The organism is Ruegeria sp. CH5, from assembly GCF_056537025.1.
Map to the genome: position 1 here is coordinate 1,391,583 of NZ_JBQFQT010000001.1, position 12,970 is coordinate 1,404,552.

The following is a 12,970-nucleotide window of genomic DNA, read 5'->3' on the forward strand; positions in this document are numbered from 1 at the left end:
GCACAAGACATGACCTGGTCAGACAAGCTTGCTGAAACGCGCAGCGGATTGCGCAACCTGAACGGAGCCATACCAGATACCGCCCGCGCTTTCGGCGCGCTCGGGAAATCGGTCAAGGAAGGCGGAGCACTGGACTTCAAGACCAAGGAGTTCATCGCCTTGGGCATGTCCATCGCAGTACGGTGCGAACCCTGCATTTCGTTGCACACCGAAACACTGGTCAAGGCCGGCGCTTCGCGTGAGGAATTCTCGGACGTTCTGGCCATGGCGATCCAGATGGGTGGCGGTCCGTCGATGATGTACGCAGCCAAGGCGCTGGAGTGCTTCGACGAACTCAGCGCATAGCCAAATAAAGGCCCCGGAGTTGTCCGGGGCCTCTGTCCGATCAACCGTCCTTGCGGATGGTCTCGTTCTTGGGGTCATAGGGGCTGTCGCACGTCACGACCGCATCCCACAGCTGGTCCAGCATTTTGACCTTCAGTTTGGTTCCTTCCACGGCCAGTGCGGGCTTTACATAGCCCATGCCGATGGATTTCTCAAAAGCAACCGAATACCCGCCCGAGGTCAGACGCCCCACGCGCTCACCTTCGGGCGTATACAGCGCCTCGCGGCCCCACGGGTCGGCATCCTCGGGCCCGTCGATCAGCAGGGTACAGCATTTCACCCGTACGCCGGTTTCGATCAGCTTGTCCTTGCCGTGGAACTCCTTGTCCAGATCGACGAAACGCGGCAGGTCGGCCTCGAGCGGGGTGGCGTCGCGGCCCAGTTCGGTGCCGAAGGCGCGATAGGATTTCTCCTGCCGCAGCCAGTTCTGGGCGCGGGCACCTACCAGCTTCATGCCGTGCTTCTCGCCGGCCGTCTCCAGAAGGTCGAACAAGTAGTTCTGCATCTCAATCGGATGATGCAGTTCCCAGCCCAGCTCGCCGGTATAGGCCACGCGGATCGCGTTGACCGGGCACATGCCCAGTTCGATCTGACGTGCCGACAGCCACGGGAAGCGCTTGTTCGACAGGGCGGTTTCCGGCTCGGCGTCCTTGATGACCTCTCTCAGCACATCGCGCGATTTCGGTCCGGCGATGGCAAAGACGCCCCACTGGGTGGTCACGTCCTGGATCTCGATGTAGCCGAACTCGTCTATCTTGTCCTCGGCCGCCTTGCGCAGGAAGTCGGCGTCATACTCGGTCCAGGCACCGGCCGAGACGAGGTAGTACTCGTTCTCTTTCAGCCGCACGATGGTGTATTCGGTGCGGGTGGTGCCGTGGTCTGTCAGCGCATAGGTCAGGTTGATGCGGCCGACCTTGGGCAGCTTGTTGCAGGTGAACCAGTCGAGGAACTGCGTGGCGCCGGGGCCCTTGACGACATGCTTGGTGAAGGCTGACGCGTCGATCAGGCCGACACCGTTGCGGATCGCATTGGCTTCTTCGACGGCATACTGCCACCATCCACCACGGCGGAAACTGCGGCTTTCCTTGTCGAAGTTGTCGGAGGCATCGACCGGGCCAAAATAGTTGGGGCGTTCCCAACCGTTAACCCACCCAAACTGCGCGCCACGGGCTTTCTGACGATCATAAGCCGGAACGGTGCGCAGCGGACGGCAGGCCTCGCGCTCTTCGTCCGGGTGGTGCAGAATGTAGACGTGCTCGTAGCACTCTTCATTCTTGCGCGCGGCGAATTCGGTGGTCATCCAGTTGGACGAATAGCGTTTGGGGTCCAGCGAAGCCATGTCGATCTCGGCTTCGCCATCGACCATCATCTGCGCCAGATAATAGCCGGTGCCGCCGGCGGCGGTGATGCCAAAGCTGAACCCTTCGGCCAGCCACATATTTCGCAGGCCCGGCGCCGGGCCGACCAGCGGGTTGCCATCAGGCGTATAGCAGATGGGACCGTTGAAATCGTCCTTCAGGCCGGACTCGGCACAGGACGGGACACGCTCGGCCATGGCCATGTACTGATCGGCGATCCGGTCCAGATCCAGAGGGAACAGGTCAGCGCGGAAACTGTCGGGCACACCGTATTCGAAGCGTGCCGGGGCACCGTGCTCGTAGATGCCGAGGATCCAGCCGCCGCGCTCCTCACGTGCGTAGGATTCGTTGTCGGCGTCGCGCACGACCGGGTGTTCCGGATTGCCGGCTTCACGCCATTTCACCAGTTCCGGATCCTTGTCCATGACAATGAAGGTATGCTCGACCGGGATCGCGGGCATCTTGATGCCCAGCAGCTTGGCGGTACGCTGGGCATGGTTTCCCGAAGCGGTCACCACGTGCTCGGCGGTGATGACCACCTGCTCGTCGCTGGGGACAAGGTTGCCGCCCTTTTCGACCATCTTGGTGCAGGTGACTTCCCAATGGGTTCCGTTCCAATGGAACGCATCGGCCTGCATCTTGCGCACGATCTCGACACCGCGCTGGCGGGCACCCTTGGCCATCGCCTGGGTCACGTCGGCCGGATTGATGTAACCGTCCTCGGTATGGTAAAGCGCGCCCTTCAGATCCGAGGTTTCGATCAGCGGCCAGCGCTCCTTGATCTGCTCGGGCGTCAACCATTCATATTTGACGTCGCAGGTCTCCGCAGTCGAGGCATAGAGCATGAACTCATCCATGCGGTCCTGCGTCTGCGCCATGCGCAGGTTTCCGACCACCGCGAACCCCGCATTCAGGCCGGTTTCCTCTTCCAGCGTCTTGTAGAAATCCACCGAGTATTTGTGGATATGGGTTGTCGCATAGGACATGTTGAACAGCGGAAGCAGACCCGCAGCGTGCCAGGTCGAGCCCGAGGTCAACTCGTCCCTCTCGATCAGCATGACATCATCCCAGCCCGCCTTGGCCAGGTGATAGGCTATCGAGGTCCCAACGGCGCCACCGCCAACGACCAGTGCTTTGACTTGGGTTTTCATACGCCCGCTCTCCGGATTGAGTCTGTTTGGCAAGGTTTATGCCGAACGAGACCAATCAGCGCCAAGTCCATCCGACGCAAAACGGTGCAAAACCGACCTGCCGTACACGTTGGGACGCGAATCCGCGAACAGGCATACACCAACAGCCGATGGTTGCGTGCGCTTTCCCGGCCTGGTCAGACGATCTTGCCGGGGTTCATGATGTTGTCAGGATCCAGCGCGGCCTTGATCGCCGCCATGTACCGGGTCGCATCCCCAAGTTCCCGGACCAGATACGGTTTCTTGCCCTGCCCGATTCCATGCTCACCCGTGCAGGTCCCGTCCATCGAGATCGCCAGATCATTGAGCCATCCGACAAACTGACTGGCCCGCGCCACTTCGTCGGCATCGTCCATGTCGATCAGCACCAGCGTGTGGAAGTTTCCGTCCCCGACATGACCGACGACCGGGGCCAGCAGGTCCAACTCGGCTGCCTTGTCCTGAGCCATGGTGACGCATTCGGCCAAGCGCGAGATCGGGACGCAGACATCCGTCGAGATTCCACGCGCTCCGGGCCGAAGCTGGAGGGACGCCCAATACATGTCGTGCCGCGCCTGCCAGAGCTTGGACCTTTCTTCCGTGCTGGCCGTAGCGACAAAGCCGGTGCCGCCAAAATCCTCGGCGATTTCGCCAAAGGTTTCGGCCTGCTCCGCTGCGCCGGCCTCCGAGCCATGAAACTCGAGCAGAAGCAACGGCGTTTCCGGCAGCTTCAGCCCGGAATACGCGTTGGCCGCCTTGACCGACATCGCGTCCAGCAGTTCGATCCGGGCAACCGGAACGCCGAATTGAATGGTCGTCATCACGGCCTGACAGGCCGCATCCACCGTCGGGAAAGAACACCGGGCCGAGGTGATCGCCTCGGGGATGCCGTGCAGTTTCAGAGTCAGTTCGGTAATGATGCCCAGCGTGCCCTCGGCACCGACAAGCAAGCGGGTGAGATCGTAGCCTGCCGAAGATTTTTTGGCCCGGTGACCGGTACGGATAATTTTGCCATCGGGCATAACCGCCTCGAGGCTCAGGACATTGTCCTTCATCGTTCCATAGCGAACCGCATTGGTACCGGACGCTCGGGTCGCCGCCATCCCGCCCAATGAGGCATTGGCTCCGGGATCAATCGGAAAGAACAGCCCCTTGTCGCGCAGATGGGTATTCAAGTCCTCGCGGGTGACCCCGGGCTGCACGACGCAATCCAGATCACCTTCGTTCACGGCCAAGACCCGGTTCATCTCGCCAAGATCGATGCAAACGCCGCCGGCCGGCGCGTTTACGTGACCTTCCAGCGACGTTCCGGTGCCGAAAGGGATCACGGGAACCTTGTGCGCCGCACAGGTCTTGACGATGTCCGAGACCTCTTCGGTCGAATTGGGAAAGACCACCGCATCCGGGCTTTGGTTTTCGATCCAGGTCGTGGTGTGTCCGTGCTGCTCGCGGACCGAGGCGCCGGTCTGCAACCGGTCCCCGAACCGCTGTTTCAGAATGCTGATGGCGGTGTCGATCCCCGCCGCATTGCGGAACAATGCTGTCGCTTCAACCATGGCAACCCTCCCTTGGTGCAGTGGCGCAGGCCCAGACAATGACTAGAAGGCCCACGCCACAGGGGCAATACCCATCGCTGCGACGTGATCACTCGCCCAGTGCGATCCCTTCTCGACGGGGATCAGCTCCGCCGTGCAGACCGTCGCGGATTTCGATGGCATGAAGGCCCGAGGTCAGATCCCGCGCGTTCACTTCAAAGCCCAGCTCGCCCAACATGTCCGCAAAGCCTTCGGCGCTTGTGCCGACTTCGACATCATAGGTCCCGAAACGGTTCACCAGATGAGGAAGGGCGACCGCCTGCTGGACGTCCATACCCCAGTCCGCCCAGGCAATGATTGATTTTGCAACATAACCGATGATCCGGCTGCCACCCGGAGACCCGATCGCCAGAACCGGAGACCCGTCCTGCATGACAATCGTCGGACTCATTGAGGAACGGGGGCGTTTGCCCGGTTCGATCCGGTTGGCAATCGGAACCCCGTCCCTGTGGGTCCGGAAGGAAAAGTCGGTCAGTTCGTTGTTCAGCAGAAAGCCGTTGGTCATCAGACGCGAACCAAAACCGTTCTCGATTGTCGTGGTCATCGAAAGCACGTTTCCATAGGCGTCCACGATCGAAATATGGGACGTCGACGGCAGCTCGATCGACGCATCGTCTGCCCAGTTCAGCGCGTGGTCAAACTCAGGATTTCCCGGCGCAACCTCGGTCAACGCCCCAGCGTCATTCAGCAACGCGGCACGCTCGGCCAGATAGCCCGGATCGATCAGGCCCTGCGTCGGCATCGGAATGAAATCACTGTCGGCCATGTAGCGACCGCGATCCGCGAAGGCCAGGCGCGAGGCATCGCCGATCAGCCGCCACGCTTCGGCGCTTTCGGGACCCATCGCCGCCAAATCGTAATTGTCGAGAATGCCAAGGATCTGCCCAACCGTCAGCGCACCCGAGGACGGCGGACCCATCCCGCAGACTTCATAGCTGCGATAGGTGGCACAGATCGGCTCGCGCTCGATCACCTGATACAACGCCAGATCAACTCCGGACAGAACCCCCGGGTTGCCCGGAGCGTTTCGGACAGTCCGCACGATGTCCGCCGCGATCTCTCCTCCATAAAAGCCCGCAGCCCCTTCGGACGCCAGAACGCGCAGGGTTTCGGCATAGTCTGGGTTGGTGAGGCGCTGACCCTGGGCCAGCGGCTCGCCGTCCGGCAGGAAGTAGTTGGCCGTGTCAGGGAAGCGTGCCAGACGTTCAGCGTCGGCCTGAATCAAGCCCGCCAGCCGCGGCGAAACGACAAACCCCTCGTCAGCCAGGCGGATACCATCCTCGAACAGACCGGGCCAGGGGCTGCGCCCCCAGCGCCGATGGGCTTCCTCCAACAATGCAGGCGTGCCGGGTGTCCCGACCGAAAGCCCGCCAACAACCGCGTCAAAAAATTTGAGCGGCTCGCCGCTTTCGTCCAGAAACAGGGTCGGGCTTGCCTCTCTCGGCGCGGTTTCTCGCCCATCCAAGGTGGTCAGGCGTCCGCTGGCCGCGTTGTACCAGACCAGAAAGGCGCCCCCGCCCAATCCCGAGGACTGCGGTTCGACCAGGCCCAAGACAACCTGAACGGCGATCATTGCATCCGCTGCCGTTCCACCTGCTGCCAGAACCTTGGCACCCGCTTCGACGGCCAGCGGGTTGGCCGCCGCAACCATCCAGGTTTCAGCTTTGACAGGCACGCCGTCGGCCTTGGCCTTCAGCGCGGCGATCACCTCGTCGGTCAAGGCCTGAACCTGGCCGTCGGATGCACCCTCGGGCGCGACCTCATCGGCGGTTTGCTGGGCAAACACTGGACTCGCCAGGGTCAGCGCGCAGGCCACAACAGTAGGGAACCAATTGGAGCACATAAAAAACCTCCTTATCCAAATACTGAATCTGACAGTGCACGCCACCGTGCTGCCCCGCAACCATGTGCGGGGACGACCCCCAAAGACGGCGAAGCTCTGCCTTCCAAACAGCAGGAAATCGTATGCCTTGGCGTTTTCTTACAGCATCGCGGGAACGACCTGATCGGGCGGCCGGTGCCCGTCTTCAAACGTCTTGATATTGATGATGACCTTTTCGCCCATCTCGATGCGCCCCTCGAGCGTCGCCGACCCCATATGCGGCAGCAGCACGACATTCGGCAACTGCCGAAGTCGAGGGTTCACGTCGGTTCCGTGCTCGTAGACGTCCAGCCCGGCCCCGGCGATCTCGCCCGCCCGGATCATCCGCGTCAACGCGTTTTCGTCCAACACCTCGCCCCGCGACGTGTTCACGATGACCGCCGTCGGCTTCATCAGCTTAAGACGTCGCGCGTTCATCAGATGAAATGACGACGGCGTTGATGGGCAGTTGATCGAGATCACGTCCATACGCGCCACCATCTGATCGAGGCTTTCCCAATAGGTCGCCTCAAGATCCTGTTCGATTTCGGGACGCAACCGGCGACGGTTGTGGTAGTGGACCTGCATTCCGAAGGCACGGGCGCGGCGCGCGACGGCCTGTCCTATCCGCCCCATACCCAGAATGCCCAGACGCCGGCCTCCTATCCGCCCGCCAAGAAATGCCGTCGGCGCCCAGCCGGTCCAGTCCCCCTTTTGCATAACCGACAGACCCTCGGGAATCCGGCGGGTTACGGCAAGGATCAACGCCATCGTCATGTCGGCGGTATCGTCGGTCAGAACACCCGGCGTGTTCGAGACCAGGATGCCGCGCTGACGCGCCGTCGCGACATCGATATGGTCGACACCGGCACCATAATTCGCAATCAGCCTCAGCCGCTCTCCGGCCTGGCCCAAAATACCCGCGTCGATCGTGTCCGTGATCGTTGGGACCAGCACATCGGCTTGTTTGACCGCCTCGACCAACTCGTCGCGCGTCATCGGAGTATCGGTGTCACGCAAACGGACGTCGAACAACTCGCTCAGACGTGTCTCGACCACTTCGGGCAACCGTCGCGTTACAACAACACTCAGACGTTCTCTTGGCACTTCAGCCCTCCTACCGCTTTGCATTCCGATGCGCGTCATGGCATCGTGGCGCAGGATCAGCCGGGGCACAAGAACCCCATGGGCATCGCCCCAACCTTTTTTGAAACACGGCAGACAGGCAAATCAGCGGGCAGGCAGTGAGTGCTTTCTTGAGGGCGAAACGCCCGGTTCTGGCATTTCTAACAACGCTTCTGTTCCTGACAGGCGCAATCGCGCATGCGCAGGAAAAACGTGGGCAGGTGACCAACCTGCCTTTGCCGCGCTACGTGTCGATGAAGGCGGCCGAGGCGAACGTACGCCGCGGCCCTTCGCTGACTCATCGTGTTGACTGGGTTTTCAAGCGCCGTGGCATGCCACTTCAGGTGACGGCCGAATACGGCAACTGGCGCAAGGTTCAGGATCGCGACGGGGCCGGCGGATGGGTCCACTACGCTCTGTTGTCAGGTGTCCGCACGGTTCTGATTGAATCGGACATGCTGCCGGTCTATGCCAGCCCCGATCCCAAATCCCCGGTCAACGCTCATTTCGAAACAGGCGTCGTGGCCCGCTTGGGCACCTGCACGGTGGATTGGTGCCGCATTTCGGCCGGTGGCTATCGCGGCTGGACCCTCAAAAGCAATCTTTGGGGCGTGGAGCCCGACGAAATCCGGGAGTGAGACCCCTGCTCAGGCCGTCTCGCGGATGAAGGCCAGAACCGTTTCCGCAAGTTCCTGGGGCACGTCCTCCTGAAGGAAGTGACCGGCTTTCGGCAGCACAACATGGTTCTGTCCCGCCGCACCAGGACAAAGCTTCTGAAAAACCCCATCCACCCCGGCCATGATCCTGTCCTCAGTGCCAAAAGCCGTCAGGACAGGAGTTTGCAGACCGCGGATAACGTTCCAAGCCTGGCGGTTCGGTTCCGACTCGGGGTCGTCGGGGCGGTCAGGCACCAGCATCGGAAACTGTCGTGCCCCGGCCTTGTAACGATCGTCAGGGAACGGCGCGTCATAGGCGGCGACCTCGGCCTCGGTCAGCTTTGAAACCGTTCCGCCGTAGACGATGCGCCCGGCGCGGAAGTCCGGCACCTCCTGGCTGAACTGTCGCCAGGCAGCAAACGCCTCGCCCAAGGGCTGGTCCCCGGTTGGCAAGGCCGTGTTGGCGACAACGACCCGGGCGAACCTGTCCGGCATCTCGGCCCATAGGCGCAACCCGATCAATCCGCCCCAATCCTGACAGACCAGGGTGATTTCCTGCAGATCGAGTTGACGCAGGACCTCACCCATCCAGAAGACATGCCGCGCATAGGTATAGTCGTCGCGGTCGACGGGTTTGTCGGATCTACCGAAACCCACAAGGTCCGGAGCGATGACCCGGTGGCCTGCAGCGGCGACTGGCGGGATCATGTGACGGTACAGATAAGACCAACTGGGCTCGCCGTGCATCATCAGTACTGGAGCTGCCGCGCGCGGCCCCTCATCCAGATAATGGACCCGCAACGCGCCGCCTTCAGTATCATCCACCTCAAGGTAGTTGGGTGCGAAATCATAGTCGGGCAGATTTTGGAACCGTTCGTCCGGTGTGCGCAACGCCTTCATCGTCTGATCTCCCATGGTTTGTTGACAGGCTAGCATTCCTGGCCCGCGACGATAGGGTGAACGTCACGACGCGACAAACCGGAGCCGCCATGAAAGCCGTCACCTACCAGTCATTTGGACCCGCCGCCGATGTTCTGTCCATTCAAGAACTGCCGGACACACACCCGGGCCCGGGCGAAGTGACCGTTGCGCTGGCTTATTCCGGAGTGAACCCTTCGGACGTGAAGGCACGTGCGGGGGCACGGCCCGGGATCACCAAACCGCCTTTCCCGGTGATCGTGCCGCACAGCGACGGTTCAGGTGTCATCTCGGCTGTCGGACCGGGGGTTCCGGACTCGCGGGTGGGTCAAAGGGTCTGGATCTGGAACGGCCAGTGGGGTCGTGCGTTCGGGACGGCCGCAACCCAAATCACCCTACCTTCGGAACAGGCTGTTCACCTGCCCGACACGGTCGCGCTGCAAACCGGTGCCGTCCTTGGCATTCCCGGCCTGACTGCCAGCCACACCGTGTTTTCCGGAGGCCCGGTGTCGGGTAAAACCCTGCTGGTTCACGGCGGTGCAGGGACGGTCGGATATCTTGCCGTCCAGTTGGCCAAATGGGGCGGAGCAAAGGTGCTGGCCACAGCCAGTCCACGCAACTTCGAACGTGTGACAAAGGCCGGAGCTGATGCGGTACTGGATTACACGGCGACCGATTTGCCAGCACAGATCCTGGACGCCAATCAAGGGCGTCCGGTCGATCGCATCGTCGATGTGGAGTTTGGCCAAAACGTCGAAACCAACGTTGCAGTTATCGCCGAAAGCGGAAGAATCAATGCGTATGGCTCGGCCCAGAATATGACGCCGACGCTTCCGTTTTACCCGCTCATGTTCAAATCGGTGACGTTGGAAATGGTTCTGGTGTATCTGCTGCCGGCCGAACTGCGCAACGAAGCGGTCGCGAACCTGCACCAAGCGCTGACCGATGGCGCGCTGAACTGCCCAATCCAAAAGGTCTACTTGATGGAAGAATGCGCCGCCGCACACCGCGCGGTCGAGGCCGGAAACCGAACCGGAGCGGTGCTGTTGGAGACCAAATAGATCGCCCGCAAAAAAATTTTTGCGGGTTTCGATTTTTTGCGGGAAAGCACTTGAACACCGTCACCAACAATCGTAGATAGCCGCTCACCGTTGGGGTGTAGCCAAGTGGTAAGGCAGCGGTTTTTGGTACCGTGTATCGTAGGTTCGAATCCTACCACCCCAGCCATCCTTTCCAGAAAAACTTGGAAAATTGAGGGAGACTAAGCCTCCCGAAAATCAAATGTGTCACAATCTGCAAGAAATCGACAGCGCTTTCGATTGCTCACATCCCGCTACCATGAGGTAAGATGGCTTTTTTGAGCACGAGAGGTCTGCCGAATCTTTGCCTGCTCTACGCACGCACAGACAATACCTGTGCACCGAATAACTAGTTGACGTAGTTACTAATTGGCGCGAATTCCCAAGCCAACCTTTTTTGGACCAACGGAATTTTAAATGACCCCTTTGAAAGGCATCGACTATCGGCTTTGGTTTGCTTTAGTGCTTACGGCCCTGTTGCCAACACTTTACTCAACAGTGCGAGTATATTTCCTGAACAGTCTGCCGGATACGTGGAGCGTCAGCATTGCGGCTCAAGCCGCATGGCTAAATCTTGCATAGGAAGTGGTTCAGGAAGCGCTTCTGCTGCCACTCTATTACGTCTTTGGGAAAGTCATTGCGGATCGTGAAGCCCTACGTGAAAGAGCCGGCGATGCCTTTCTTGTCGCTCTCATCTCCTACGGATTTTTGACAATCGCGATCCTGCTCGGCTCAGATTGGTTGACACGCGCGATGTCGCAGCAACCTGAGCTTCAGGCGCAAACGGCAGAATATGTGCGTCTCGAGGCGTTAGGCATGATGGTCGGTGTCCTGAATGACATTTGCATCATCGTCGTTGTCGCCTTGTCATGGTCGCGTGTTCTTATTGCTCTGGTGGCAGCACGAGCAATGTTGACTATGCTCTTTGACAGCTTCTTCGTGGGGCAATTTGATTTTTCGCTCGACCTCGGGGTTCAGGGCGTCGCTCTAACGAATATCGCGGTTGGTGCATTGTTGTTTGTCCCGTCCATCGCAATTCTCGCACGAGCCGGAGTTCTCGGCATTCCTCATCTTGGACGCGTCGAAGGGTGGAAAAAGGACTGGTTGCGCGTGGCGATCCGTTCTGGCCTGGAGGCAGGCGTCCGAAACCTTGCCTTCTCACTCATGATCCTGAAACTGGTAGACGAGGTCAACGAAGCGGGTCTGTTCTGGGTGACCAACAGCTTCATTTGGGGCTGGCTTTTGTTGCCGGTCCTAACCCTCGGGACATTGATCCGGCAAGACGTTGGAAATCACCGCGGCAAGATCGGTGAGCGTTTAGCGGGGTATTTCTGGCTAACCGTAATCATAGTCGGCCTCTGGCTTGTCACGATCCCTGCATGGCACTGGTTCGTTGGCAACGCGATGGGGTCGAACGAAGCTGAAAAAGTCGTTTCCCTCGCGCTGGTTTTATTGGGTTTCTATGTCGTCTTCGCATTTAATCATGTGCTGGACAGCTACTTGTACGGAATGGGAAGGACTGACCTGATGCTCTACCAATCCCTGTTCGTCAGTGTGATTTACTATGGAGTGGTCTTTGTCGCGTACCTCGCGGGTGAATTCGTTCCTGATCTCGTTAAAATAGTAATTCTTTTTGGTGGCGGAATCGCAATGGATAGCTTGGTTACACTCTGGCAGTTTTGGCGTGCGGGGTATTTCGGGCATTCAACGTGCGAGCTGCCCGATTTTGTTTCGCGGAAAGGATAATCACAGATTTTTGTTCGCCGGGAATCCTAGGCGAATCTTATTCGGTATCCACTATGTCCAACATATGGCAATATGGCTTTCCCCGAAAGCTCGCCGGATAAAGTGCAACATTGATGCGCCGCCAACTTAGTTTAGCGCCATTCTAAGGTGATATCACACTCTCGATAGCAAGGAGTGCGGTGTCCTCTTAGTTCAAGATAACGAATCTCTAAAGTGGGCGCCTTATGCACAACCTCTCGCCAACTTTGACATCCATATTTGGCAGGTTTTTCCTCAGGGTACCGCTCGGCTACCCATCTGCCAGCCTCAGCCACAGGCGCCCATCCATCAACAGCCAATGCACAGTAGGCCTTTCGCAAGGCGCACACAATTCCAGACGTGTCAAAGCCTACTTTCGTTTTGGAGGTAGCTCTGTTGGTAAACTCTGTTTTGAACTCCTCTGATTGCAATATCAGTGAGAGAACCCTGTGCATTTCTTCCATAGTGCCAGCCCATTCACGAAGCTGGTTGAGGTTTTGGTCGATGCGGTTGTTTGCGCTAATCAATGCATCTTGAGCGCAGCGACATCCATCCAGGCTTCGGAGATTGTGCTGCTCGATGAAATGGTGAACCAAATTGTTCCGTAGACGAACCATGTCTCTGAGATCACGCTCTACTCGAGCGAAATCTTCACTTGATAGGTTAAGTGACATCTGCATTACGAACGAATTGACTCCTTCAGGAAGACTGATCTGCGACGCTTCAGGAGGTTCGATCTCACCAGCAACGACATACGATCCCAGGAGATCGCCCACCAAGGCGCCGAGTGTCTTACGCGCCGTGGCGCCAACCCGCCCGCTCCTTGAACGCTCCATGTCATTAATCGGCCCTGAGAGCCTATGATGCGCCACTATGGCTTTGATTAGCAGCTCATAGTGTTGGAGCCGTAACAGGCATCGCCCCAACAACTGCTGCACTTCGTGCTGTAGCGTGAGTAGATCGTTGTCGGCCAAATTGGTCATGGCGTTGTCCAGTCACTATCTCGTGCAAGCCGAACATGTATCGAATAGATACAAGTTACTATCAGTGAATCTTCCAAT

The 12,970-nt window shown here is 59.2% G+C and carries 10 protein-coding genes and 1 tRNA gene; 5 read left to right on the forward strand and 6 right to left on the reverse strand.

What is annotated here, in order from left to right; genetic code table 11:
* Positions 1-9: 9 nt before the first annotated feature.
* Complete coding sequence (locus ACR0JC_RS06895) at positions 10-345, forward strand: carboxymuconolactone decarboxylase family protein (RefSeq protein WP_170337780.1); 336 nt, start codon at positions 10-12, stop codon at positions 343-345.
* A gap of 40 nt (positions 346-385) precedes the next feature.
* Here ACR0JC_RS06895 and ACR0JC_RS06900 read toward each other — a convergent pair whose 3' ends face one another.
* The 4 genes from ACR0JC_RS06900 to ACR0JC_RS06915 form a co-directional block, all read right to left on the reverse strand.
* Positions 386-2,893, reverse strand: a complete 2,508-nt coding sequence (locus ACR0JC_RS06900; protein WP_170337778.1) for a GcvT family protein — start codon at positions 2,891-2,893, stop codon at positions 386-388.
* Positions 2,894-3,069: 176 nt separating this feature from the next.
* On the reverse strand, positions 3,070-4,467 hold the full coding sequence (locus ACR0JC_RS06905) for an FAD-binding oxidoreductase (protein ID WP_170337776.1): 1,398 nt from the start codon (positions 4,465-4,467) through the stop codon (positions 3,070-3,072).
* An 88-nt stretch (positions 4,468-4,555) separates the two neighbouring features.
* Positions 4,556-6,349, reverse strand: a complete 1,794-nt coding sequence (gene ggt / locus ACR0JC_RS06910) for a gamma-glutamyltransferase (protein ID WP_170337774.1) — start codon at positions 6,347-6,349, stop codon at positions 4,556-4,558.
* A gap of 138 nt (positions 6,350-6,487) precedes the next feature.
* The gene (locus tag ACR0JC_RS06915; protein WP_170339979.1) at positions 6,488-7,474 is read right to left on the reverse strand and encodes a 2-hydroxyacid dehydrogenase; all 987 of its coding nucleotides are present in this window, start codon (positions 7,472-7,474) and stop codon (positions 6,488-6,490) included.
* Between the two features lie 191 nt (positions 7,475-7,665).
* Here ACR0JC_RS06915 and ACR0JC_RS06920 point away from each other — a divergent pair, with 191 nt between their 5' ends.
* Positions 7,666-8,130 (forward strand): SH3 domain-containing protein, encoded by a 465-nt coding sequence (locus ACR0JC_RS06920; RefSeq protein WP_244952386.1) that lies wholly within the window; start codon positions 7,666-7,668, stop codon positions 8,128-8,130.
* Positions 8,131-8,139: 9 nt separating this feature from the next.
* Here the strand turns inward: ACR0JC_RS06920 and ACR0JC_RS06925 are convergent, their stop codons facing one another.
* Positions 8,140-9,063, reverse strand: a complete 924-nt coding sequence (locus tag ACR0JC_RS06925; RefSeq protein ID WP_217357408.1) for a haloalkane dehalogenase — start codon at positions 9,061-9,063, stop codon at positions 8,140-8,142.
* Positions 9,064-9,137: 74 nt separating this feature from the next.
* On the opposite strand from ACR0JC_RS06925, the gene ACR0JC_RS06930 reads away from it, so the two are divergent.
* From ACR0JC_RS06930 to ACR0JC_RS06940, 3 genes are all read left to right on the forward strand, one after another.
* Positions 9,138-10,127: an NADPH:quinone reductase gene (locus tag ACR0JC_RS06930; RefSeq protein WP_170337770.1), complete on the forward strand. Its 990-nt coding sequence runs from the start codon at positions 9,138-9,140 to the stop codon at positions 10,125-10,127.
* Positions 10,128-10,218: 91 nt separating this feature from the next.
* Positions 10,219-10,293, forward strand: a tRNA-Gln gene (locus ACR0JC_RS06935).
* 437 nt (positions 10,294-10,730) lie between these two features.
* Positions 10,731-11,891: an MATE family Na+-driven efflux transporter gene (locus tag ACR0JC_RS06940; protein WP_480763575.1), complete on the forward strand. Its 1,161-nt coding sequence runs from the start codon at positions 10,731-10,733 to the stop codon at positions 11,889-11,891.
* 131 nt (positions 11,892-12,022) lie between these two features.
* Here ACR0JC_RS06940 and ACR0JC_RS06945 read toward each other — a convergent pair whose 3' ends face one another.
* The gene (locus tag ACR0JC_RS06945; RefSeq protein ID WP_170337766.1) at positions 12,023-12,892 is read right to left on the reverse strand and encodes an OST-HTH/LOTUS domain-containing protein; all 870 of its coding nucleotides are present in this window, start codon (positions 12,890-12,892) and stop codon (positions 12,023-12,025) included.
* Between the last annotated feature and the right edge of the window lie 78 nt (positions 12,893-12,970).